Consider the following 23,185-nt stretch of genomic DNA (forward strand, 5'->3'; position numbering starts at 1 on the left):
ACGATGACGACCAGCCCCGGGACCACTCTCCCCGGCCCCACGGCCACGGCGGGCGACCCCCCTGCGGCCGACGGCGGTCCACGGCTCCCCCTCGTCGCGGTGCGCGACCTCCAGGTCGCCTACGGTGACGGTCCCCTCGTGCTCGACGGCGTCGACCTCGACCTGTACCCCGGCGAGATGGTCGCGCTCCTCGGTTCCTCCGGGTCGGGCAAGTCGACGCTCATGAAGAGCCTCACCGGTTTCGCACCGGTGAACGCCGGCTCGGTGCGCGTCGCGGGCTACGACCTGACGAACCTGCGGCGCGGGCAGCTGCGCAGCCTGCGGGCGTCCGTCGGCCAGATCTTCCAGCAGTTCAACCTGGTGGGCCGGCTCAGCGTGCTGACGAACGTGCTCACGGGCGCCCTGCACGACGCCGGGCCGATCAACCTCGGCGGTGGGTTCACCAGCGCGCACCGCACGCGTGCCCTGGAGCTGCTCGACCGCGTCGGGATCGCGCACAAGGCCCCGGACCAGGCCCGGACGCTGTCGGGTGGGCAGCAGCAACGCGTCGCGATCGCCCGTGCGCTGATGCAGCAGCCTCGGCTCCTCCTCGCCGACGAGCCGGTCGCGTCCCTCGACCCGACGATGTCGCGCTCGGTGCTCGACCTGCTGCACGAGATCGCCCGCGAGGACGGCATCCCGGTCCTCGTCAGCCTGCACGTGCTGCCGCTCGCCCTGGAGCACTCCGACCGCATCGTCGGGCTGCGGCACGGCGAGGTGATCGTCAGCGCGCCGACCGGCGACCTGGACGCCGGGCAGCTCGACGCGCTCTACGCCCACGACGACGAGGGGGACGGCCATGACGCTGACCTCGCCTGAGACGACGCCCGGGGCCTCGCCCGGCGCCGACGCGCACCTCGCAACCACCTCGTCGTCGAAGAGCCCACCGCGCGGTCGGGCCGCCGACCGTCCTCAGCTCGACCCGCGCGAGCGCGAACGCCTCGAGCGCGCCTTCCGGGTGCCCCGCGCGCGGTTCATGCTCGGCGTCCCGATCGCGCTCGTCCTGCTCGTGTGGTCGTTCGTCGGGGCGGAGTTCGACTTCGCGAAGCTCGGCGAGGGAGCGGCCAACATGGGCGAGTTCCTCTCGCGCATGTTCCCGCCCACGTGGGACCAGCTCGACGTGATCCTCGAGCTCCTCGTCGAGACGCTCCAGATGGCGATCGTCGGCACGGTGCTCGGCGCCGTGCTCTCCCTCGTCGTCGCGTTCGGCGCCGCGTCGAACATCGCCCCGAGATGGCTGTACTACCCGACCCGCTGGGTCATGAACATCATCCGCTCGCTCCCGGACCTGGTGTTCGCCCTCATGTTCGTCTCCGCCGTGGGCCTCGGCCCGTTCGCGGGCATCCTCGCGATGACCGTCGGCTCCATCGGTTCGATCGGCAAGGTCTTCGCCGAGGCCATGGAGTCCGTCGACGACGGACCCGTGGTCGCGATGGAGGCCGTCGGGGCCTCGAGGCGTCAGGTCGTGCAGTACGGCGTCCTGCCGCAGGCCGGGCCGCTGCTCGTGTCGTACACGCTGCTGCTCTTCGAGGGCAACGTCCGCGGCGCGACCATCCTCGGCATGGTCGGTGCCGGAGGCATCGGCCTGGAGCTCACCACCGCCATGAAGATGTACGACTACGGGCACCTGTCCGCGATCGTCATCTGCATCATCGTGCTGGTCACGGTCATCGACCAGGCCAGCGCCGTCATCCGAAGGAAGATCACGTGACCCTCACCGACACCTCCGTCGACACGTCCGCCGTCCCGGCGGACCTCGTCCTGAGCTCCCCCGTCAACCTCCGCGACCTCGGTGGGATCCCCGTCCCCGGCGGCGCCGTCCGTGAGGGCTTCGCCGTCCGCGCCGACGATCTCGCGATCGTCACCGAGGCGGACGCCCAGCGGCTCGTCGCGGGCGGGCTGCGCGCCGTGATCGACCTGCGCTCGGCCGACGAGGTCGCCCTCACCGGCCGCGGCCCGCTCGGTGTCCACCCGACGGTGACGTACCACCACGTGCCGTTCATGGCGAACATCGGCATGCCCTCGGACCGTGCGGGCGACGTGGCAGACATGATCGACCAGAGCCGGTTCGGCCGCCTCTACCTGCGGATGTTCGAGGGCGCAGCCGCGCAGATCGTCACGTCGCTCGCGATCATCGCCCACGCGCCGGGCGCCGTCGCCTTCCACTGCGCCGCGGGCCAGGACCGCACGGGCGTCCTCGCGGCGTCGCTGCTGCTGGCTCTCGGCGCCGAGCAGGACGACATCGTCGGGGACTACGCGCGCACGGGCGAGAACTCGGCCGCCATCATGGCGCGCATCGCGCCCCTGATGCAGCCGCTGATGCAGCGGTTCGGGCTCGACCTCGACGAGGCCGCGCGAGCCGCCGTCCGCACCGAGTTCTCCGACGCGCCGATGCGCGAGCTCTTCGCGGCGCTCGCCGAGCGGCACGGCGACCCGCTCGCACCGCTGCGCGCGGCAGGGCTCACGGCCGGCCTCGTCGCGCGGCTGCGCGAGCGCGCGCTCGGCGAGACCGCCGTCGTCCCGACGGCGGCGTGAGCGCGGTCGGAGCCGAGCAGCCCGGGGCCGCGACTGCGCGTCGCGGCCCTGGTCGCCCCCGTGCCGAGGGTCACGACGAGCGCATCCTCGACGCCGCCGTCGCGCTCGTGGAACGGGGCGAGGAGATCACCCTCAATCGGGTGGTCGAGCAGAGCGGCGTCAGCCGCGCGGCCATCTACCGGCGGTGGCCCAGCATCACCGACCTCGTCGCGGCGGCTCTGGACCGCGGACGGGAGCCGTACGTGATCCCGCTCGAGGGCGACCTGCTCGAGAACCTGCTGGCGGCGTTCGCGCCGACCGCACAGGCCGCCGGCCGCGGGTACACCGAGCAGCGCTTCCGCCTGCGCCTGCGCCTCGCGATGACCGACCGCAAGCTCGCGCAGGCCTACTGGCGCTCGCACGTCTCGCGTCGGCGAGCCGGGCTGGTCGCGGTCCTGCAGGCGGGGATCGACCGAGGGGTCCTGCGCGATGATCTCGACGTCGACGCCTGCATCGACCTCCTCAACGGCGTCTTCTACTACCAGTACGTCGTGCGCGGCGTCGCTCTCGACGACCCGGACGCCGTCGCACGCTGCCGCGAGGCCGTCCGGACGGCGTGGCGCGGCATGCGCGTCGACCCTCAGGCGGTCGGCGGCTCGTATGCCGCGACGTAGCGATCGACCTCCGCCGTGGTCAGATCCGCCGCCTCCGCGAGCGTACGACGTCGACGAGCGCCGGGTCCTCGACGACGTTCGTCCCGTGGTCCACCCGGTCCACGCCGATCTCGTCGAGCACCGTGCGGATGTTGCCGATGCTCCCGACCTGGTCGATGTCGCAGTGCATGGTCAGCCAGTACCCGAGCTCACGGGCACGCGCGAACACCTCGGCGAACTTCTGCGGCGGGTTGCCGCGCTCGTCCGAGTCGAGCCCGACGCCCAGGATCTTGTCCTGGAACGGCACGGAAGCCTCCAGCGTCTCGGCCGCACTTTCTGCCGAGTGGTCGCGCAGGAAGCACAGGACGAGGTGCGCGTCGATGCCGTGCGCACCTCCTCGACCGTCGTCTGGCCGAGATCGATCCCGTTCCGCTGCGCGAGCCGCAGCTTGAGGTCGGGCTCGAGCGTCCCCTCGAGGTGCAGGTGCAGCTCGAGGGGAGACCGGTGACGAAGTGGCGGGTGGGCGTCGTGGGCGCGGGCATGGGTCTCCTTCTCGGGTCGATCCCCGCTCCCATCCTCTCCCCTGCCCGTCTGACGCCGGACCTGACAGGTCCCGAGTCGGCGTACAGTCGAGACCGGAGCTGACCTTGGTTCCCCGATGATGGGAGTCCGGATGTCCGGCGCCGCTCCACTGTCCCTGGCCCTTCCTGCCGAGTCACCGCAGGGCGCCTCACCGAGCACCGACCTGCTCACCCTCGGGCTGCTCGCGGGCTCCTCGATGGAGAACGAGCGGCGGCTCCCGATCCACCCACGTCACCTGGACCGGATCGACCCGGACGTGCGCGCGCGGATGACCGTCGAGCGCGGCTACGGCGCCGACTTCCAGCTGGAGCCCGGTTACGTCGAGTCGCGCGTGGGCAGGGTCGCGGAACGCTCCGAGGTGATCGCCTCCGCCGACGTGCTGCTCCTGCCCAAACCTCAGGCGGCCGACGTGGCCGCGATCCCCGAGGGCCGCGTCCTGTGGGGGTGGCCGCACTGCGTGCAGGACGCCGGCATGACGCAGACGGCCATCGACCGTCGGCTCACGCTGATCGCGTTCGAGGCGATGCATCACTGGACTCGTCGAGGCGAGCACGCGCTGCACGTGTTCCACAAGAACAACGAGCTCGCGGGCTACTGCTCCGTGCTCCACGCGCTGCGCCTCGTCGGCTCGACCGGTGACTACGGGCCACGGTTGAGCGCCGTCGTCATCGGCTTCGGGGCGACGGCCCGTGGTGCCGTGACCGCGCTCAACGCGCACGGGGTCCACGACGTCCAGGTGCTCACGCAGCGCGGTGTCGCGGCGGTCGGCTCGCCGATCCACGCCGCGCACATCATCCAGCTCAACACCGACGAGGGCGCGACCCACCTCAGCACGGTCCTCACGCAGGACGGCGAGGTCGTGCTCCCGGAGTTCCTGGCCTCGCACGACATCGTCGTCAACTGCACGCTCCAGGACGTCGCCGCACCGCTGACCTACCTGCGGACCGAGGATCTGGAGGGGTTCGCCACCGGCAGCCTGATCATCGACGTCTCGTGCGACGAGAGGATGGGCTTCGAGTGGGCGAGGCCCACCACCTTCGACGAGCCGATGTTCACCGTCGGGCACGGCGTGAACTACTACGCGGTCGACCACAGCCCGTCGTACCTGTGGAACTCGGCCACGTGGGAGATCAGCGAGGCGGTCCTGCCGTTCCTGCGCACCGTCATGGAGGGTCCGGCCTCCTGGGCGAAGAGCCTCACCATCTCGGGTGCGATCGAGATCCACGACGGGGTGGTCACCAACGAGAGCATCCTGAGCTTTCAGGGTCGCGAGCAGGTCTTCCCGCACGCGCTGACCGCCTAGCCGTGGCGGGTCGTCACTGGCCGGTCGGCGCGACCAGGCCCACCTGGTAGGCGAGCACCACCGCCTGCACCCGGTCGCGCAGCCCGAGCTTGGCCAGGATCCGCGACACGTACGTCTTGACCGTCTCCGGGGTGATGACGAGCTCTCTCGCGATCTCCGCGTTGGACAGCCCGGCGGCGAGCTGCTCGAGCACCTCCCGCTCGCGCGGGGTCAGGACCCGGACGACCTCGTCCCTGGCCCGCCGGGACGTGTCGGTCGGGCGCACCCGCTCGGCGTAACGTCCGATGAGCGCGCGGGTGACGGTGGGGGCGAGCAGGGACTCGCCCCGGGCGACCGTCCGGACGCCCTCGATCAGCTCCGGGGGTGGAGCGTCCTTGAGCAGGAACCCGCTCGCCCCGGCGCGCAGCGCCTCGTAGACGTACTCGTCGACGTTGAAGGTGGTCACCACCAGCACCTTGGCCGGCGTCTCGACGTCCGGGCCCGCGATCTGCCGCGTCGCCTCGAGGCCGTCCAGCACGGGCATCCGGATGTCCATGACCACGACGTCGGGGCGGAGCCGGCGCACGGCCTCGACGGCAGCCCGCCCGTCCTCCGCCTCGCCGACGACCTCCATGTCGGCCTGCGCAGAGAAGATCGTGACGTACCCGATCCGCACGAGCTCCTGGTCCTCGCAGACGAGGACGCGGATCGGGGACGGTACCTCCGACGGCGCGACGGTCATGAGCTGCTCCTGGTGGGGGTGGTCGGGATCAGGGCGCGCACGCGGAACCCGCCGTCGGGCGTCGGGCCCGCCTCCAGGTGCCCGTCGAGGACGCTGACACGTTCGCGGAGCCCGGCGAGTCCGCGGCCGGCAGGCGGGACCGCCGGCTCGCCGGCCGGCCCGGCTGCCGACGGGACGGGAGACGTGCTGTCCGACGGAACAGGCCCGCCCGTGGTCACCTCGGTCTCGACGTGCTCGGCGTCGTACCGCAGGCGGACGGCGGTCGGGCGCCCGGGAGCGTGCTTGAGCGCGTTGGTCAGCCCCTCCTGCACCACCCGGTAGGCGGCGAGCTCGACGGCGTCGGGCAGAGGTCGGCGCTCGCGGTCCTCCGTCCACTCCACCGGCTGGCCCGACCGGCGCGCCTGCTCGACGAGGTCGCTCACCCGGCCGAGGGTCGGCGCCCGCCCGGCAGGCGCCGTCTCGCCGGTCGCCTCGAGCACGCCCAGGAGGTACCGGAGCTCGGTCAGGGCGCGTCGTCCCGTCCCGCTGATCGCGACGAGGCCCTCGGCCGCACGGTCCGGCGTCGCGGGCAGGAGGTACTGCGCGGCGTCGGCCTGGACCACCATCGCCGTCACGTGGTGGGTGACGACGTCGTGCAGCTCCCGCGCGATCCGGGCTCGCTCCTCGGACGTCGCGACGGCGGTGGCCAGCCGTCGGCGTTCGACCTCCTCGGCCCGCCAGCGACGCACCCCCGTGCCGGCCATCCAGATCACCACCAGGACGAGGTAGAACGCGAGGAACGCCGGAAGCCGGTTGGGCGAACCGAGGGCGGACAGCGTGGCCGCGAAGACGACGTAGCCCCCGGTCACCAGGGCGGCGACACCCCGCCGGAACCGCACCAGATGGGCCCCGGCGGTGTACAGCGCGACATAGAGGCCGACTCCCGCGAACGTCGACGGGTACGACAGGACCTGGTCCGCGGCGAACGCTGCACCCACGACGACGAGGCACGCCCCGGGTCTGCGGCGCCGGAGCGCGAGGGGCAGGCATTGCGCGAGGAGGAGCGTCGCGGCCAGCGCGTCCGCCGGCCGCTCGGGCAGGTCTCCGAGCTCGACGCCGATCGTCGACAGCGTCGGGACGAACCCGAGCCCCGCGAGGGACACCGCCAGCAGCGCGTCCCAGGCGTCCTGTCGGCTCACGTGCCACCGCCGAGGCGACGAAGCGGGGTGCGCGCCCTGGACGTCGGCGGAGGTGGCAGGCACGTCCCGAGCCTACGGGCGACGGCGGCGGGCAGGGACCAGCGTCCCACGGCGCCGGGCGAGCTCGAGCATCGGGACGGCGATCAGCACACCGAGCGCGACGGTCACCACGGATCCCTCGATGCCGAACGCGCCGCCGGTCAGCGCGGGCGCCCCGGAGACGTCCGCGACCAGCAGGCCCGGAGCGGCGTGACCCGAGACCGGGATGCCGAGCAGCGCGACCGTGGCGTTCCAGGCGAAGTGCAGACCGATGACGAACCAGAGGTTGCGACGCCAGAGGAACGCGGCGCCGAGGAGGCCACCGGCCTCGATCGCGATGGCCAGTGAGCTCCACAGGGTCGCGCCCGGGTTGAACAGGTGCGTCAGGCCGAAGAACAGGGCCGTGATGACCAGCGCGACCCAGCTGCCGAGCAGACGCTCGAGGGCCTGGAGCGCGAAGCCGCGGAACATGAGCTCCTCGGTGACCGCGACGCCGACGGTGACCGCGACGATCGGCGCCACCACGGCGAGGAGGTCGACGTCCGCGACGCGGAACGTGTAGCCGCCGAGCGCCGCGACGACGGACGCGGACGCCCCCACGAAGCCCAGCCCGACCGCAGCACCCAGCAGCGCCTCGGGCACGGCGCGACGGGCGGCGATCTCGGGCGTGCGGCGTCGGGCGACGTAGCGCATGACCACCCGGTAGACGACGACCGCGAGCGCCGCGCCGAGCACGGGGAGCAGCAGGAACGGCTCGGCCGGCGCCGTCAGGCCCGCGACGACGCCGACACCGACCACACCGATCAGCATCCACGTCAGGGGGTGCCGGAAGAAGCGGGCTGCCCGGCGACCCCCATCACCGTTCTGAGTGTCCGGCAGGGGTTCCGTGGTCGTCGTGCTCATGAGGTCCTCCGTCGCTGCGCGGCCGCCCGGATCGGCGACCAGCAACAACGCTAGAAGCGCACGTACACGGGCGAATCACCCGCAGGCGAGCAGCCCGGGTAGCTCTCCCGGGGGATGGGCTTGCCTTCGGCTCGCCAGGCCCACGCTCGAGGCGGCGAACCGGCTCGCGTCGCCGAACGCCTCGATTCCTCGGGTACCCCTCTCTGGACATCGTGCCGCGAGGCGGGACGTTCTCGCGTGTGCCCGCCGGCGCCGTCATCCAGAATGACGAGCATGACGATGCCCGAGGCCGACCTGCTGCGCATCGGACGGTGGTGCCGGGAGCAGGTTCCCGAGCACCTCTGGGACCAGGTGCGCGTCGAGGCCGAGATCGCCGACCGCCACGTGACGATCATCGAGACGCACCCACCGTGGGACGGCCAGGGCGACTGGACCCGCTTCCCGGTCGCGCGGCTGCGGTACACCGCGGTGACTGGGCAGTGGAGCATCTACTGGCGTGACAGAAACTTGAAGTTTCACGAGTACAAGCGCAAGCGGCCGACGAAGAACGTCCAGGGCCTGCTCGACTACATCGGCAGCCACGAGGACCCGATCTTCTGGGGTTGAGGCTCTCCGGGGCGTCCGAGGAATGTCCATGGCAGCTCGAGGACGGATCGGGACCGGCCTCGGCGTGGATACGACTCACTCACACTCGACTGACGCCTGCCAGGTTTCTATCCAGGCGATGGATCGCTGGGCTTGCCTCCGATGGGCGACTCGCGCACCCAGGTGCGCACTGGCGGCTGCCACGTGAGACCACTGGCCGAGCCGTCCAGGGCAGGCTCCGCGAACGCCTCGACCTCGTCGAGCAGGGCCTGAAAGCTCTCCGGCGTGGTGCTGGCGAGACGCTGCTTGCGCCGCCACGCGCTCCACCGCGACTGCGCGATCTCAGCCATCCCGGCGAGTGACTCCCCGAGGGTTCGGAGCTCGACGTGCCGATGATCCGCCACGACGCTGATCGCGGTGACGAGATCGCCCGCGGCGATCGTCTGAGTCTGACTGATCGAGGCGATGTCGACGAAGTCACGCCATCGCGTGTTCGCCGCGCCCCGGTCGATCGCGGTGACGATCTTCTCCGCGAGGACCATGTGCGCCGGGTAGCCCTTCAGCTCCACCTCGCCCCCGAGGAGCAGTGGCACCGTCGTCGTCTGCGGCGCCGGCCAGATCGGGTCGCCAAAGTTGACGTCGACATGGATCGGGACCCGCGCCTTCGACACGGCTGCAACCAGGTGGACACGTACGCCGGTGTATTCCGCCTCGTCGCGGATGGTCTCGCTGCGGAGCGTCCCCGCCTCGAACTCCAGACCGTCGACGACGTCGAGGGTCAGGATCTCCCGCACCCGGCGCTCGACGTCGTCGACGTCGTTGGGGAACCCCGCGGCGGCCAGGTCGATGTCACGGGTGGGCCGACGCGCTGCAAAAGCCGCAAGGAGCACGCCGCCCTTGAGCACGAAATCATCGCGACGGCCTGAGGCGGCGAGGCGGGTCAGGAATCCTTCGAGCGCGTACAGCGCCAGGTACTCCGCCGGATCGCGCCCCTGCGCCTTCGCGAGGTTGCGCAGGTCGTTGTACGCGCGGCCCGCTGGTGTCTCGCGTGTCGGGTTCGGGCTCACAGCAGCACCTGGAGCGCTTCGCGGATGGCGCTGACGGTCCGTGGGAAGTGCTGTGCGGTGCGGAGGAGGTCCGCAGGCGAGCTCGTCGGACGGCGCACCCAACGACGCAGCGCCTCGTGCGCCTGGTCGATTCCCTCGAGGTGCGATATCCGGAACGAGTCGACGATGGTCCGCTCTGCCGAGTACACCGTCAGGTCGGGGTGCTCCGCCATGGCGACGCGACCCACCTCGAACGTCGCCTTCCCGAAGGCGTGCCATGTCACATGCTCGAAGCCCGCGGGAAACCTGGTACCCCGCGGCAGTGCGATGTCGGTCGCGAGCGGGATCTCGTCGCTCAACCCGTGGTGCACCAGTGCGCTCGTCAGGCACATCGTCGCGGCAGGCTTGACCGCCGTGGCGCCCGCGAGCGATACCACCGTGGGGTCCACCTCGCCGGGCCGGATGTACACGCCGAATCCGATCCGCTCCAGCTCACCCGCTCGGGCCATCCGGTAGACCTCGTCCTTGCGCAGGCCGGCCGCACGTGCCGACTCGATCGTCAGGACCGACATCCCGCCACTCTCCTCACCGTATACAGGAAGGCTAGACCTGACTACGGTAAGCAACAAGTCCCGTGGCCTCACCCAGGGGCCCCGGACAGCAGGTGGTGCTCACGCCAGGTCGAAGAAGCGCTCGAAGAACGCGGTCAGCTTGTCGAGGACGGTCTGCTTCTTCGTCGAGCGGCCGGCGTTCTTGGCGAACCTCGACACGGGCGGCAGGATCGTGGTGACGGCGGTGCCGGTGGCCTTGACCTGCCCGTCGCGGAACGCGCGCTCGACGAAGGCACGCGCCTCGTCCGGCTTGAGGTTCTCCTCCGCGATGATCCGCTCGAGCTCGGCCTCGCGCCTGGCCGCGACATAGGCGCGCCACTCGTCGGCGACGTTTTCGTCCACGGACAGGCGGTCGACGAACTCCTCGATGAGGTCCTTCTTGTTGCGCAGGGACGGGCTCGAGTCGATGGCACGGTCGATGGTCGCCCTGATCTCCCTGTCGTCGCCGTCGCCCTTGGACTCCCGATACTGCTCGACGAGCACGAGGATATAGTCGACGTTGATCTCGACCTGCTTGATCAGCTCGATCTCGAACACGACGTCGTCGTTGATCGACTCCCTCTCCGCTGCTGTAGTGCGGCGGAAGGACTGGTCGAGGTCCAGGTAGATCGACTGGTAGTCCTGCAGGTCCCGGTCCGACAGGATCTGGTTGCCGGCGAAGTCGTCGAACGACACCAGGATGTTGCGCAACCGCAACAGCGCTCCGAAGAGGGCGATGAAGTCCTTCTGCGCCTGCTCGCCCACGATCGGCGTGCCGAGCGGGAACCGCTCGCGCAGCTCGGTGACCTGCGCGGCGTACTCGTCGAAGTACTCCTGGTAGGGCTTGAGCAGGACGATCCCTGCCGCGTCCTTGTTACCGAACAAGGCGATGGCGTCGTTCGTCTCCTCTTCGAGGTCACGGAACGAGACGATGTTGCCGTAGGTCTTGACCGAGTTGAGGATCCGGTTGGTCCGCGAGTACGCCTGGATCAGCCCGTGCGCCCGAAGGTTCTTGTCCACCCACAACGTGTTCATCGTCGTCGCGTCGAACCCGGTCAGGAACATGTTGACGACGATGACCAGGTCGATCTCGCGGTTCTTCATCCGCAGGGAGAGGTCCCGGTAGTAGTTCTGGAAGCCGTCCGCGTTGGTGTCGAACGACGTCCCGAACATCTCGTTGTAGTCCTGGATCGCGTCTTCGAGAAAGTCTCGCGACGGGGCGTCCAGCGCGTCGGTCTCGAACTGCTCCTCGCCAAGCAGCCCTGCCGCAGTCTCGTCCTCTGCCTCGTTGGCCGCGTAGGAGTAGATCAACCCGACCTTCAACCGCTTGGCCTCCGGCAGGTCCCCCTGTAGGCGGCCGAACATGTTGTAGTAGATCTTGGCCGCCTCGATCGACGCGGTGGCGAACAGCGCGTTGAACCCCGCCACTCGCCGGTCCTTGAGGGCGTAGGTCTGGTTGCGACGGGTCTTCTGGTCGAAGTGCTCCAAGACGTACCGCGTGATCCTGCGGATGCGCTCCGAGTCGATCAGGGCCTTCTCGGTGTCGATCGCGGTGACCTGCTTGTCGTCGACGGCACCGACCTGGACGGTGTTGACGTAGTCGATGCGGAAGGGCAGCACGTTCTTGTCGTTGATCGCGTCCACGATCGTGTACGTGTGCAGCTTGTCTCCGAACGCCTGCGCCGTGGTCCGGAGCAGCGGATTGCGCCCCGTGCCTGCGTTGGCTGTGAAGATCGGCGTCCCGGTGAACCCGAACAGGTGGTAGCGCTTGAACGCCTTGGTGATCTCGGTGTGCATGTCCCCGAACTGGGACCGGTGGCACTCGTCGAAGACGATCACCACGTCCCCGCCGTAGATCGCGTGGCCCTTGTTCTTCGCGATGAACGTCGAGAGCTTCTGGATCGTTGTGATGATGATCCGCGCCGACGGGTCTTCGAGCTGACGCTTGAGGACCGCCGTCGAGGAGTTCGAGTTCGCCGCGCCCTTCTCGAACCGGTCGTACTCGCGCATCGTCTGGTAGTCCAGATCCTTGCGGTCGACGACGAACAGCACCTTGTCCACATCGCCGAGCCTCGACGCGAGCTGGGCCGTCTTGAACGACGTCAGCGTCTTGCCGGACCCGGTCGTGTGCCACACGTACCCGCCGGCGGACAGCGTGCCGAACCGCCTCTGGCTCGACGAGGTCTCGATCCGCGTGAGGATCCGCTCGGTCGCGGCGATCTGGTACGGGCGCATCACCAGGAGCATCCGGTCTGCGGTCAGCACGCAGTACTTCGTGAGCACGTTCAGCAGCGAGTGCTTGGCGAAGAACGTCTTGGTGAACCCGACCAGGTCCGTGATCGGCCGGTTCGTCGCGTCCGCCCACCACGAGGTGAACTCGAACGAGCTCGACGTCTTCTTGCCCCGCTTCGCCTTGCCCTGCTCGTCGAGGTGCAGGGCGCGGGTGGTGTTCGAGTAGTACTTCGTCAACGTCCCGTTGGAGATCACGAAGAGCTGGACGTACTCGAACAGGCCCGACCCGGACCAGAAGGAGTCACGTTGGTACCGGCTGATCTGGTTGAACGCCTCACGGACGTCCACGCCACGTCGCTTGAGCTCGACGTGCACCAGCGGTAGTCCGTTGACGAGGATCGTCACGTCGTAGCGGTTCGCACGCTGCGGCCGACCGTCCACGTCTGACGCCGGACCGCCCGGAACCTCGTACTGGTTGATCACCTGCAGCCGGTTGTTGTGGACGTGGGTCTTGTCCAGCAGCGTGATGTTCTTGCTCGTCCCGTCGTCGCGCTTGAGCAGCTGGACGTGGTCCTCCTGGATCCGGACCGTCTTCTCGACGATCCCATCCCTCTCCCCCGCGATCTTCTCGGCGAAGAACCGCGCCCACTCGACGTCGGTGAATGTGATGTGGTTCAGCGCCTCGAGCTGTACGCGCAGGTTCGCGACGAGGTCCTCCTCGGACGTGATCGGCAGGTACACATGCGCCTGCTCCTGCAGCAGCCGGATCAACTCGGCCTCGAGTTGGGCCTCCGACTGGTACCGCGTCGCCTCCACCGGGTCGGCCTCGAACTCCGCGACGACCGTCGACTCCGAGGACAGCGCGATCGGCTCGAACCGCGACGATCCACTCGACGCGGGGACGACCTCGCTCATGCTGTGGCCTCCTCGAACGACAGCAGCCGGTCCCGGTAGTACGCGTACTGCTGACGACGAGCCTCGATCTCCGCCGGCAGCCCCGACGACAAGTCGTTCACCAGAGCGTCGAACGTGTTGAGGATGCCGACGATCCGCCGCTGCTCGTCGAGCGATGGGACCGGGATGACGATCTTGCCGAGGTTCTGACCACCGACACGCTTGACCTTCGCGCGCGCGACGTACTTCTCCTTCTGTGCGTGAAAGGCGGCCGTCTGCATGACATAGGCGATGTACGTCGGGTCCGCCTCCGAGCGGAACGCGAAGGAGTCGTCGTGGATCGCAACATCGGTGTCACCAAGCCATGCGACCGCTTTGGCAACGTCCTCGACCGTCTCGCCGACGCCTGCGATCACCACATCCCCCGGTTTCGCAAATCGCAGGCTTCCTGCGATCTCCTCACGGACATGAGACCGAACGTTTGTCGCATACACGCCGTAGTGCGTGTAGATCTCGCCGTAATGGATGCTCGGTATGCCAGCAGCAACCATGTCTTCCTTGGTGAAGCGCCGACCTCGAACGAACGTCCCGAGGTCATTCATCGCGACCCACCTGACTCTCTCTCTCTCTCTCTCTCTCATTGAACGACAGGAGAGCATCCCTGTAATGGGCATACTGCTGCCTACGGGCCTCCAGCTCCGCCTCCAGCTCCGCCTCCAGCTCCGCCTCCAGCGCCTCCATTGTCGCAAGGATTCGGACCACTTCCTGCTGCACCTCCGTCGGCGGCACGGGAACCTTGATCTTCGCCATGCCGGCGAACGGGAGCTCCTTCACCTTCGTACCACTGACGTGCTTCTTCTTCTGCTGTTGGAAGGACTCGCTCTGGAAGAAGTACGCGATGTAGAGCGGATCGAGTGTGTGGGTGTAGATGCTGGTATGCCCGCCGAAGGCGATCTCACCCTCGCCGAGCCAGACGACGGCCTTGCCGACGTCGTCCATGTTTTCGCTCGTCGTCGCGATGACGAGGTCACCGTGCTTGGCCTTACGAAGACGCGCGGCTAATTCATTCGAGACGGCCGACTTGGTTGTGGCCGTCGAGGTGCCATAGTAGGTATAGATCTGCCCGTAGTGGATGCACGGGAACCCCTCCTCGACAAAATCCTTCTTCTGGAGCCCGTTGCCGCGCACGAACGTGCCGACGTCGCCGAGCGTCTTGTACTCGACGCCGTCGGGTGCGTACCGCCTGATGAGGTCGTCGATGCGGCTCATGCGTCTGCGCCTTCGAGGTCGGTGACGATGGCGTCGATCTGCTCGCGCAGGGTGGCCTGGCGTTCGACGATGCCGGCGATGCGGGCGTTGAGCTCCGTGATGTCGACGGCTTCGCGGGTGTCCTCGGCCTCGACCCAGGACGAGACCGAGATGTTGTAGGCGTTCTCGCCGATCGCCTCGTTCTCGACGAGCCGGGCGAAGTGGGCGACGTCCTCGCGGGCGGTGAACGCGTCGAGGATCCGCTGCTGGTTCGATTCGGTGAGCTTGTTCTTGCTCCCGCCACGCACGAACTCAGCCGAGGCGTCGATGAACAACGCGGCGTTGTCGGTCTTGGACTTCTTGAGCACGATGATGCAGGTCGCGATCGTGGTGCCGAAGAACAGGTCGGGCGGGAGCTGGATGACAGCGTCGACGTAATTGTTGTCGATGAGGTACTTGCGGATCCTCTGCTCGGCACCACCGCGGTAGAGCACGCCGGGGTACTCGACGATCGCCGCGGTCCCGTTGACGGCCAGCCACGACAGCATGTGCATGGTGAACGCCAGGTCCGCCTTGGACTTCGGGGCGAGCACACCGGCCGGGGCGTAGCGCGGGTCGTTGATGAGCAGCGGGTTGGCGTCGCCCTCCCACTTGATGGAGTAGGGCGGGTTGGAGACGATCGCCTCGAACGGCTCGTCGTCCCAGTGCGCGGGGTCGATGAGTGTGTCGCCGTGGGCGATGTCGAACTGCTCGTAGTTCACGTCGTGCAAGAACATGTTGATCCGGCACAGGTTGTACGTGGTCAGGTTGATCTCCTGGCCGAAGTACCCCTGACGGACGCCATCCTTGCCGAGCACCTTGCGGTACTTCAGCAGCAGCGACCCGGACCCGCAGGCCGGGTCGTACACCTTGTTCACGCTCGTCTTGCCGACGACGGTGATGCGCGCCAGGAGCTCGGAGACCTCCTGCGGCGTGTAGTACTCCCCGCCCGACTTGCCCGCCGAGGAGGCGTACATCTGCATGAGGAACTCGTAGGCGTCACCGAACGCGTCGATCTTGTTCTCGCTGAACGCGCCGTTGCCGAGGTTCAGGTCACCGATCGCGTCCAGCAGCTTCACCAGCTTCTCGTTGCGCTTGGCCACCGTGGCGCCGAGCTTGTTCGAGTTGACGTCGACGTCGTCGAACAGGCCCTTGAGGTCGTCCTCCGCATCGGTACCGACGGCCGAGGCCTCGATGTTGCGGAAGACCCTCTCCAAGGTCTCGTTGAGATTCTGGTCCCGCGACGCGCGAGCGCGGACGTTGACGAACAGCTCCGAGGGGCGGATGAAGAACCCCTTCTCTGCCACGATCTCGCGGACGAGGTCCGGGTCGTCGACGTCCGCATTGGAGACCGTGGCGTAGTCGAAGTCCGCGACACCGGCCTCGTGCTCTCCCGCGTTCAGGTACGCCGTGAGGTTCTCGGAGATATACCGGTAGAACAGGAACCCGAGGACGTACGACTTGAAGTCCCAGCCGTCCACGCTGCCGCGGAGGTCGTTCGCGATCCTCCAGATGGTCTTGTGCAGCTCGGCCCTCTGGGTCTCACGATTCATGCTCTGATTCTCCTGTCACCCGCCGTCGTCGGCGCGTCGCAACGTCTCCCTGGACCGTCCGCCGGGACGTCGGAAGCTACCTCCACTGACCCTACCGGCGGAGCCGGCACGTCATGGTCACGGAACGCCGGTCACCCGCTACGGTGAGCCAGCGGTGGACGTGCAGGCGATGCGGAGGCATGCGGTGGTCAAGGCGACGGAGACGAATCTCGCAGGAGTGCTCGAGGGCAAGAAGCAGTATCAGGTCCCGCTGTACCAGCGCACCTATTCTTGGGGCACGAAGCAGCTCGACCAGCTGTGGAGCGACATCGTCGAGCTGGCCCAGGTGCGCAAGACCGAACCGGGTGCCACCCACTTCATCGGCTCGCTGGTCCTCGCCGCGAGCCCGGACTTCTCCGTCGTCGGTGTCTCGAAGCTGCTGGTCGTCGACGGGCAGCAACGGCTGACGACTCTCACCCTGCTCCTCGCAGCGCTGCGCGACCACCTGGGCGAGACGGGTGACCCCGAGCGCGCCGAGGGTGTGCACGCGCAGTACCTCGTCAACGTGTACGACAAGGGCAAGCCGACGAAGGTCCTCCCCACCCAGGCGGACCGCGAGTCGTACCTCGCGGTGGTGCACTCCGCCCCGCACGCGGGCGGCGCAGACACTGTCGGCGAGGCGTACAACCACTTTCGCTCGAAGATCGCGGCGGCGGACGACCCGGACGACCCATACGACCTCGAGGCGATCGAGAACGCCGTCGTGCGCGGGCTCGCCATCGTCGTCGTGACCGCGGAACCGGGCGACAACGCCCACCGCATCTTCGAGTCGCTGAACAACACCGGCCTGCAGCTGAACCAGTCCGACCTCCTCAAGAACTACCTGTTCATGCGCCTCGGCGAGCGGGCTGATGCCGTCTACGACAGCGTGTGGCTCCCGCTGGAGAGGAAGCTCGGCGCGGACAACCTCGAGCTGTTGTTCTGGCTCGACCTCGTCCAGTCCGACGAACGTGCCAAGCAGGCCGACACCTATGTCGGCCAGCAGAAGCGGCTGGAGAGGTTCACGACGGCGGAGGAGATCGAGGCGGAGGTCGTGCGCGTCGCCGCACTTGGCGACGTCCTGGCGACGATCCTCCAGCCGTCGCGCGAGGGCGACGCCGAGATTCGGCGGCGCCTCGGCCGGATCCGGGCGTGGGGGTCGACCACCGTGTATCCCGTTGTGATGCGACTCCTCGACAGTCGCGCGTCGGGCGCCGCCACCGCGGAGCAGGTCGCGCGGGCGCTGACATATCTAGAGTCCTACTTCGTGCGCCGCATCGTCATCGGGCGTGCCACAGCCAGCCTCAACCGCACCCTCCTCCAGGCTGTCGGCGCCATCTCGGGCGACGAACCGGTGGATACAGCGCTCCGTGAGTTCCTGTCCCGCGGACGCAAGTACTTCGCCACCGACAAGCAGGTCCGCGAGGCCGCCAGCACGGTTCCGTTCTACTGGCAAGGCCGCGCAGCCCAGAAGAAGCTCATCCTGCAGTGGATCGAGGAGTCGTACAGATCGAAGGAGGCCGTCGACCCGACGCACCTCACGATCGAGCACATCCTGCCCCAGACGCTCACAGAGGCCGTCCGCGACGACTTCGCCGCCGGACTTGCCGACGACGCGGACGTCACGTACGAGCACGAGCGGATCGTGCACACGCTGGGAAACCTCACCCTCAGCGGGTACAACAGCGAGCTCAGCAACAAGGAGTTCCGCGTCAAGCGGTCGATGCTCGCCGAGAGCGGCCTCCGGATGAACCAGGAGATCGCGGCGCACGATGCCTGGGGAACGACCGAGATCGTTGCGCGCGGCGCAGCCCTCGCCGAGAAGATCATCGAACTGTGGCCGGGGCCCGACGAGGCCGTCATCGGGCCCGTCGCTGACGCGCCGTCCGCGATCAGCACCAGGGTGGCGTCCATCGTCGCGGAGATCCCAGCAGGGCGGTGGACCTCCTACGGCGAGGTCGCCATCGTCGCCGGCACCTATCCGCAACCCGTCGCCGGCATCATCGGGAGCTACCCGATGATGAACGCGTGGCGCGTCTTGCAGGCCGGAGGGACTATCTCCCCCGGGTTCCGCTGGCACGAGCCGGACCGCACCGACGACCCGATGGAGCATCTCAAGTCCGAGGGCCTCACCTTTGACGACGCCGGTCATGCCTCTCCGGATCAGTTCACGGACGCTACTGAGCTGGCCATACTCACTGGCCTCGACGTCGACGAAGGGGGTTGGCGCACGTCCGGCTCGTCGCCGGTGCCGAGTGGCACGAGCAACCTCACGGCCCAACAGCTCGCGTTCTACGGACGCGTACGCGACCTCGGAGAAGCAATCGGCACGGTCGTGAAGTCCTGGCCAAAGCCCCAACCTCAGCACTGGCTCGACATCAGCATCGGTACGGGACGCGCGCACGTGGGCCTCACGGTGAGCTCGCGGACACCACCCACCATTGCCTGCGAGCTGTACATCGTGAACGACAAGCAGCTCTTCGCCGACCTCTACGACAAGCGAGCGGAGATCGAGGCCGCGGTGGGCGCGCCCCTCGACTGGCAAGAGCTGCCCGCGAGGAAGGCGAGCAGGATAATCCTGCGACGGCAGGGCGACTTCCGCGACGACGAGCAGGCGGCCCAGCTTGTCGAGTGGCTCGTTGCGACCGCGGAGAAGTTCGCCACGGTGTTCCCCCGGTACCTCTGAGCACCTACCGGCAATCCATCCCCACCTCCCAAGCTCGTGCCAGTCCCCGTTTGTGTACGAAGCTCCAGACGGACGGAGGCCCGGCGCCGCGGCATTCCGCGGCTCCGGGCCTCTGGCAGGCGATCTCGCCCGGCTCGACCAGTCCGGTCGATCAGAAGTTGATCATGTGCCCCGCGAGGCCGTGGATCGACTCCTGGACGGCCTCGGACAGCGTCGGGTGGGTGTGCACGTTGCGCGCGACCTCGTGGACGGTGAGGTCCCACTTCTGCGCGAGCGTGAGCTCGGGCAGCATCTCGGAGACGTCGGGGCCGATGAGGTGGCCGCCGAGGAGCTCGCCGTAGGTCTCGTCGGAGATGAGCTTGACGAAGCCGACGGGGTCGCCGAGGCCGTGCGCCTTGCCGTTCGCCATGAAGGGGAACGACGCGACCTTGACCTTGTAGCCCTCGTCGCGCGCCTGCTGCTCGGTGAGGCCGAAGCTCGCGACCTGCGGCTGGCAGAACGTCGCGCGCGGCATCATGCGGTAGTCGCCGAGCGTGAGGGTCTCGGCGCCGCCGATGGTCTCGGCCGCGACGACGCCCTGCGCCTCGGCGACGTGCGCGAGCATGAGCTTCGCGGTGACGTCACCGATCGCGTAGATGTGCTCGACGTTGGTGCGCATGACGTCGTCGATCGCGATGGCGCCGCGCTCGGTGAGCTGGACGCCGGTGTTCTCGAGGCCGAAGCCCTCGACGTTGGGCGCGAAGCCGACGGCCATGAGGACCTTGTCGACGACGAGCTCGCCCGGCTTGTCGTCCTTGACGCCCTTGTAGGAGACGGTCACGGAGGTGCCGTCGTCCTTGACCGTCTGGACGGCGGTCGAGGTGAGCAGGTTGACGCCGAGCTTCTTGTACTGCTTGGCGATCTCCTTCGACACGTCGGCGTCCTCGTTGGGCAGCGCGCGGTCGAGGAACTCGATGATCGTGACGTCCACGCCGTAGTTCTTGAGGACGTAGCCGAACTCCATGCCGATCGCGCCGGCTCCGACGATGGCGATCGACTTCGGCAGGTCGCGCGTGAGGATCTGCTTCTCGTACGTGACGACGTTCTCGGACAGCTCGACGCCCGGCAGCAGGCGGACCTTGGAGCCGGTCGCGATGATGACGTCGTCGAACGTGACCTGGTCGGTCGAGCCGTCGGAGAGCTTCACGTCGAGCGTGTGCGCGTCGCGGAAGGTGCCGCGGCCGTCGTACTCGGTGATCTTGTTCTTCTTCATGAGGAAGTGCACGCCCTTGACGCGCCCCTCCGCGACCGTGCGCGAGCGGTCGAACGCCGCGCCGAAGTCGAAGCTGACCTCTCCGGAGATACCGAAGGTCTTCGCGTCGTGGGTGAACAGGTGCGCGAGCTCGGCGTTGCGCAGGAGCGCCTTGGAGGGGATGCAGCCCACATTGAGGCACACCCCACCCCAGTACTTCTCCTCCACGACCGCGACCGACAGGCCCAGCTGGGCTGCACGGATCGCGGCCACGTAACCACCGGGGCCTGCACCGAGGACGACGACGTCGTAGTGGGATGCCATGGCCTCAAGCGTACTGGCGCGGGATCGGCCGTGGCGCGCCCGCGCGGGCGACGTCCGCCACACCTGCGGGGCCCGCGAGGGTTGACCCTGCGCCGTCGGGCGGGTCACGATGTCCGGGATGCGACACCTGCGGCTCCTCCTTCGCCGGCCGCGCTGAGCCCGCCGGGCGGGCACGCTCAGCGCGGCGGTGCCTGCGCGTCCCCGCGGCTCAGGCGAGTGCCCGACGACGAAGCCCACCTTTTCGAGGAGCCTCACCGTGGACGCCGCACACCCAACCCACCCCGCCACTCCCCCGTCGACCCGTCAGATCGAGGACCGCTGGCAGCGGTACTGGGCCGAGCACGGGACGTTCCGCGCACGCGACGATGGCGCGCGCCCCCGCCGCTACCTGCTGACGATGTTCCCGTACCCGTCCGGCGACCTGCACATGGGTCACGCCGAGGTGTTCGCGCTCGAGGACGTCGTCGCGCGGTACTGGCGACTACGCGGGTACGACGTGCTCAACCCGATCGGCTGGGACTCGTTCGGGCTGCCCGCCGAGAACGCGGCGATCCGCCGCGGCGAGAACCCCGCGGTCTTCACCGAGACCAACATCGCGACGCAGGCCGCGACCGCCCACCGGTACGGGGTGTCGTTCGACTGGTCGCGCCGCCTGGAGACCCACCGGCCCGAGTACTCCCGCTGGACGCAGTGGCTGTTCCTGCGCCTGCTGGAGCGCGGGCTCGCGTACCGCGCGACCGCCCCGGTGAACTGGTGCCCGGCCGACCAGACCGTGCTCGCCAACGAACAGGTCGTGGGCGGACGGTGCGAGCGGTGCGGGGCGGTCGTCGTGCAGCGCGAGCTCACGCAGTGGTTCGTGCGCGTCACGGCGTACGCGGACCGGCTGCTCGAGGACATGGACGCGCTCGAGGGCGCGTGGCCGGCGCGCGTGCTGACGATGCAGCGGAACTGGATCGGGCGCAGCGCGGGCGCCCGCGTGCGCTTCGAGGTCGTGCCCGACGGCGGTCCGCGCCCCGCGCCGACCGGCTCGCCCGGGGCGGGTGGTCGTCCGTCGCACGTCGAGGTCTTCACGACGCGCCCTGACACGCTGCCCGGGGCGACGTTCGTCGCCGTCGCGCCGGACGGTCCGCTCGCGAGCGCGCTGCGCGCGCCCGAGCACGCGGACGCGCTCGCGCGGCACCGCGAGTCCGCTCTGGCGTCGGGCGAGATCGAGCGGACGAACGCCCAGCGCCCGAGCGCCGGGACGTTCCTCGGGGCGTGGGTCCGCCACCCCGTCACCGGCGAGCGTCAGCCCCTCTGGGCGACCGACCACGTGCTGCCCGGCTACGGGACGGGCGCCGTCATGGGCGTGCCCGCGCACGACGACCGCGACGCCCGGTTCGCCGCCGCGCACGGACTGCCCGCGGGATCGGGCGAGACGTGGTCCGACGTCGAGGACGCGATCGCCCGGCTGGAGGCCGACGGCTCGGGCGAGCGCGCGACGTCGTACCGGCTGCGCGACTGGCTGGTCTCGCGCCAGCGCTACTGGGGCGCCCCGGTGCCCGTCGTGCACTGCCCGGCGTGCGGCGTCGTGCCCGTGCCGGACGACGAGCTGCCCGTCCGGCTGCCCGATCTCGCGGGCGACGACCTGCTCCCCCGCGGCCGTTCGCCGCTCGCGTCCCCCGCCGCCGACGCGTGGCGCCGTGTGCCGTGCCTGCGCTGCGGCGCCGACGCGGAGCGTGACCCGGACACGCTCGACACGTTCGTCGACTCGTCCTGGTACTTCCTGCGGTACTGCTCACTGGGCGGCGAGGGCGCGCCCGACGACGTCCCGTTCCGCCCCGAGGACGCCCGCCGGTGGATGCCCGCGGCGCAGTACGTGGGCGGCGTCGAGCACGCGATCCTGCACCTGCTGTACAGCCGGTTCGTCACGAAGTTCCTGCACGACCTCGGGCTGGTCGACGTCGTGGAGCCGTTCGCCACGCTGCTCAACCAGGGCCAGGTCCTGAACGGCGGCCGGGCCATGAGCAAGTCGCTCGGCAACGGCGTCGACCTGGGCGAGCAGCTCGACCGGCACGGCGCGGACGCCGTGCGCCTCGCGATGGTGTTCGCGGGCCCACCGGAGGACGACGTGGACTGGGCCGACGTCGACCCGGGCGCGATGCAGCGGTTCTGCGCGCGCGTGCTGCGGCTCGCGGACGCCGTCGGGCGGGCCGCGAGGCCGGGGACGCCCGACTCCGACCCGCTCGACACCGTGGCGCCCGGATCGCGGGCGCACGCGCTGCGCCGCACGACGCACCGGACGGTGCACGAGGCGCAGGAGCTGCTCGACCGGGGCCGGTTCAACGTCGTCGTCGCGCGCATCATGGAGCTCGTCACGGCCGCTCGACGGGCGTTCGAGTCCAGGCCCGGACCGGGCGAGGACGGATCCGCGCACGCCAGTGCGGTCCGTGAGGCCGCCGAGACGGTCGCCGTGCTGCTGAGCCTCTTCGCCCCGCACACCGCCGAAGAGTCGTGGCGACGCCTCGGCCGCGAGCCGTCGGTGGCCGAGGCCGGCTGGCCGGACGTCGACCCCGTGCTGCTCGTCGCGGACGAGGTCGAGGCGGTCGCCCAGGTCGACGGGAAGGTGCGTGCCCGGGTGCGCGTCTCCCCCGACGTCGACGAGCGCGCGCTGGAGGACCTCGCCCTCGCCACCGCGGGGGTCGCCCGGGCGACGACGGGGCGCGAGGTGGTGCGCGTCGTCGTGCGTGCGCCGCACGTGGTGAACGTCGTCACGCGCCCTGCGACCTCCTGACGAGCGGCCGGCGGGCGGACCCGGGAGCGCGGGC

19 protein-coding genes are annotated in these 23,185 nt (G+C 69.3%); 8 read left to right on the forward strand and 11 right to left on the reverse strand.

The annotated features are described in order from the left end of the window. Nucleotides 1-3 precede the first annotated feature (3 nt). The 4 genes from AC4H2H_RS11115 to AC4H2H_RS11130 are packed head-to-tail and all read left to right on the forward strand — an operon-like array spanning nucleotide 4 to nucleotide 3,227. The gene (locus AC4H2H_RS11115) at nucleotides 4-858 is read left to right on the forward strand and encodes a phosphonate ABC transporter ATP-binding protein (protein ID WP_494370875.1); all 855 of its coding nucleotides are present in this window, start codon (nucleotides 4-6) and stop codon (nucleotides 856-858) included. Then, complete coding sequence (gene phnE / locus AC4H2H_RS11120) at nucleotides 839-1,750, forward strand: phosphonate ABC transporter, permease protein PhnE (protein WP_494370876.1); 912 nt, start codon at nucleotides 839-841, stop codon at nucleotides 1,748-1,750. The genes AC4H2H_RS11115 and phnE overlap by 20 nt, the downstream gene beginning before the upstream one ends. Then, a complete protein-coding gene (locus AC4H2H_RS11125) occupies nucleotides 1,747-2,574 on the forward strand; it encodes a tyrosine-protein phosphatase (RefSeq protein ID WP_494370877.1) in 828 nt (275 codons plus the stop codon). Before phnE ends, AC4H2H_RS11125 begins: the two co-directional genes overlap by 4 nt. After that, a complete protein-coding gene (locus AC4H2H_RS11130) occupies nucleotides 2,571-3,227 on the forward strand; it encodes a TetR/AcrR family transcriptional regulator (RefSeq protein WP_494370878.1) in 657 nt (218 codons plus the stop codon). The genes AC4H2H_RS11125 and AC4H2H_RS11130 overlap by 4 nt, the downstream gene beginning before the upstream one ends. Nucleotides 3,228-3,246: 19 nt before the next feature. Here AC4H2H_RS11130 and AC4H2H_RS11135 read toward each other — a convergent pair whose 3' ends face one another. Continuing rightward, nucleotides 3,247-3,816, reverse strand: a complete 570-nt coding sequence (locus tag AC4H2H_RS11135) for a hypothetical protein (protein WP_494370937.1) — start codon at nucleotides 3,814-3,816, stop codon at nucleotides 3,247-3,249. A 168-nt stretch (nucleotides 3,817-3,984) separates the two neighbouring features. Between AC4H2H_RS11135 and AC4H2H_RS11140 the strand changes: the two genes are divergently transcribed. After that, entirely contained in the window at nucleotides 3,985-5,091 is a 1,107-nt protein-coding gene (locus AC4H2H_RS11140) for a N(5)-(carboxyethyl)ornithine synthase (protein ID WP_494370938.1), read from the forward strand. Between the two features lie 13 nt (nucleotides 5,092-5,104). Here the strand turns inward: AC4H2H_RS11140 and AC4H2H_RS11145 are convergent, their stop codons facing one another. The 3 genes from AC4H2H_RS11145 to AC4H2H_RS11155 are packed head-to-tail and all read right to left on the reverse strand — an operon-like array spanning nucleotide 5,105 to nucleotide 7,932. After that, on the reverse strand, nucleotides 5,105-5,812 hold the full coding sequence (locus AC4H2H_RS11145) for a response regulator (protein ID WP_494370879.1): 708 nt from the start codon (nucleotides 5,810-5,812) through the stop codon (nucleotides 5,105-5,107). Further along, nucleotides 5,809-7,053, reverse strand: coding sequence for a sensor histidine kinase (locus AC4H2H_RS11150; protein ID WP_494370880.1), 1,245 nt, complete (start codon nucleotides 7,051-7,053; stop codon nucleotides 5,809-5,811). Before AC4H2H_RS11150 ends, AC4H2H_RS11145 begins: the two co-directional genes overlap by 4 nt. A 9-nt stretch (nucleotides 7,054-7,062) precedes the next feature. Further along, on the reverse strand, nucleotides 7,063-7,932 hold the full coding sequence (locus AC4H2H_RS11155) for a CPBP family intramembrane glutamic endopeptidase (RefSeq protein ID WP_494370881.1): 870 nt from the start codon (nucleotides 7,930-7,932) through the stop codon (nucleotides 7,063-7,065). Between the two features lie 273 nt (nucleotides 7,933-8,205). On the opposite strand from AC4H2H_RS11155, the gene AC4H2H_RS11160 reads away from it, so the two are divergent. Further along, nucleotides 8,206-8,538, forward strand: coding sequence for a DUF3024 domain-containing protein (locus AC4H2H_RS11160; protein WP_494370882.1), 333 nt, complete (start codon nucleotides 8,206-8,208; stop codon nucleotides 8,536-8,538). A gap of 107 nt (nucleotides 8,539-8,645) precedes the next feature. Here the strand turns inward: AC4H2H_RS11160 and AC4H2H_RS11165 are convergent, their stop codons facing one another. The 6 genes from AC4H2H_RS11165 to AC4H2H_RS11190 all read right to left on the reverse strand — a co-directional run bounded on the left by AC4H2H_RS11165 (nucleotide 8,646) and on the right by AC4H2H_RS11190 (nucleotide 16,119). After that, nucleotides 8,646-9,584 carry a nucleotidyl transferase AbiEii/AbiGii toxin family protein gene (locus tag AC4H2H_RS11165; RefSeq protein WP_494370883.1) on the reverse strand — a complete coding sequence of 313 codons (939 nt, stop codon included), beginning with the start codon at nucleotides 9,582-9,584 and terminating at the stop codon, nucleotides 8,646-8,648. Next, nucleotides 9,581-10,135 carry a type IV toxin-antitoxin system AbiEi family antitoxin domain-containing protein gene (locus AC4H2H_RS11170; RefSeq protein WP_494370884.1) on the reverse strand — a complete coding sequence of 185 codons (555 nt, stop codon included), beginning with the start codon at nucleotides 10,133-10,135 and terminating at the stop codon, nucleotides 9,581-9,583. Before AC4H2H_RS11170 ends, AC4H2H_RS11165 begins: the two co-directional genes overlap by 4 nt. Before the next feature lie 99 nt (nucleotides 10,136-10,234). Continuing rightward, the gene (locus AC4H2H_RS11175; protein ID WP_494370885.1) at nucleotides 10,235-13,300 is read right to left on the reverse strand and encodes a type I restriction endonuclease subunit R; all 3,066 of its coding nucleotides are present in this window, start codon (nucleotides 13,298-13,300) and stop codon (nucleotides 10,235-10,237) included. Beyond that, nucleotides 13,297-13,881 carry a restriction endonuclease subunit S gene (locus AC4H2H_RS11180; RefSeq protein WP_494370886.1) on the reverse strand — a complete coding sequence of 195 codons (585 nt, stop codon included), beginning with the start codon at nucleotides 13,879-13,881 and terminating at the stop codon, nucleotides 13,297-13,299. Before AC4H2H_RS11180 ends, AC4H2H_RS11175 begins: the two co-directional genes overlap by 4 nt. Beyond that, nucleotides 13,874-14,548, reverse strand: a complete 675-nt coding sequence (locus AC4H2H_RS11185; protein ID WP_494370887.1) for a restriction endonuclease subunit S — start codon at nucleotides 14,546-14,548, stop codon at nucleotides 13,874-13,876. The genes AC4H2H_RS11180 and AC4H2H_RS11185 overlap by 8 nt, the downstream gene beginning before the upstream one ends. Beyond that, nucleotides 14,545-16,119, reverse strand: coding sequence for a type I restriction-modification system subunit M (locus AC4H2H_RS11190; RefSeq protein ID WP_494370888.1), 1,575 nt, complete (start codon nucleotides 16,117-16,119; stop codon nucleotides 14,545-14,547). The genes AC4H2H_RS11185 and AC4H2H_RS11190 overlap by 4 nt, the downstream gene beginning before the upstream one ends. A 154-nt stretch (nucleotides 16,120-16,273) precedes the next feature. Between AC4H2H_RS11190 and AC4H2H_RS11195 the strand changes: the two genes are divergently transcribed. Then, on the forward strand, nucleotides 16,274-18,823 hold the full coding sequence (locus AC4H2H_RS11195) for a DUF4268 domain-containing protein (protein ID WP_494370889.1): 2,550 nt from the start codon (nucleotides 16,274-16,276) through the stop codon (nucleotides 18,821-18,823). A 151-nt stretch (nucleotides 18,824-18,974) separates the two neighbouring features. On the opposite strand, the gene lpdA is transcribed toward AC4H2H_RS11195, so the two are convergent. Beyond that, entirely contained in the window at nucleotides 18,975-20,378 is a 1,404-nt protein-coding gene (gene lpdA, locus AC4H2H_RS11200) for a dihydrolipoyl dehydrogenase (RefSeq protein WP_494370890.1), read from the reverse strand. 256 nt (nucleotides 20,379-20,634) lie between these two features. Here lpdA and AC4H2H_RS11205 point away from each other — a divergent pair, with 256 nt between their 5' ends. Continuing rightward, entirely contained in the window at nucleotides 20,635-23,151 is a 2,517-nt protein-coding gene (locus AC4H2H_RS11205) for a leucine--tRNA ligase (RefSeq protein ID WP_494370891.1), read from the forward strand. Nucleotides 23,152-23,185: the final 34 nt, after the last annotated feature.

The organism is Cellulosimicrobium sp. BMG9.22 (assembly GCF_059159975.1).

What these genes read in the sequence shown, in the direction of transcription:
- AC4H2H_RS11115 (WP_494370875.1), top strand. Translation starts at nt 4, where the DNA reads ATGACGACCAGCCCCGGGACCACTCTCCCCGGCCCCACGGCCACGGCG.
- phnE (WP_494370876.1), top strand. Translation starts at nt 839, where the DNA reads ATGACGCTGACCTCGCCTGAGACGACGCCCGGGGCCTCGCCCGGCGCC.
- AC4H2H_RS11140 (WP_494370938.1), top strand. Translation starts at nt 3,985, where the DNA reads ATGGAGAACGAGCGGCGGCTCCCGATCCACCCACGTCACCTGGACCGG.
- AC4H2H_RS11145 (WP_494370879.1), bottom strand. Translation starts at nt 5,812, where the DNA reads ATGACCGTCGCGCCGTCGGAGGTACCGTCCCCGATCCGCGTCCTCGTC.
- AC4H2H_RS11155 (WP_494370881.1), bottom strand. Translation starts at nt 7,932, where the DNA reads ATGAGCACGACGACCACGGAACCCCTGCCGGACACTCAGAACGGTGAT.
- AC4H2H_RS11160 (WP_494370882.1), top strand. Translation starts at nt 8,206, where the DNA reads ATGACGATGCCCGAGGCCGACCTGCTGCGCATCGGACGGTGGTGCCGG.
- AC4H2H_RS11170 (WP_494370884.1), bottom strand. Translation starts at nt 10,135, where the DNA reads ATGTCGGTCCTGACGATCGAGTCGGCACGTGCGGCCGGCCTGCGCAAG.
- AC4H2H_RS11175 (WP_494370885.1), bottom strand. Translation starts at nt 13,300, where the DNA reads ATGAGCGAGGTCGTCCCCGCGTCGAGTGGATCGTCGCGGTTCGAGCCG.
- AC4H2H_RS11180 (WP_494370886.1), bottom strand. Translation starts at nt 13,881, where the DNA reads ATGAATGACCTCGGGACGTTCGTTCGAGGTCGGCGCTTCACCAAGGAA.
- AC4H2H_RS11185 (WP_494370887.1), bottom strand. Translation starts at nt 14,548, where the DNA reads ATGAGCCGCATCGACGACCTCATCAGGCGGTACGCACCCGACGGCGTC.
- AC4H2H_RS11190 (WP_494370888.1), bottom strand. Translation starts at nt 16,119, where the DNA reads ATGAATCGTGAGACCCAGAGGGCCGAGCTGCACAAGACCATCTGGAGG.
- lpdA (WP_494370890.1), bottom strand. Translation starts at nt 20,378, where the DNA reads ATGGCATCCCACTACGACGTCGTCGTCCTCGGTGCAGGCCCCGGTGGT.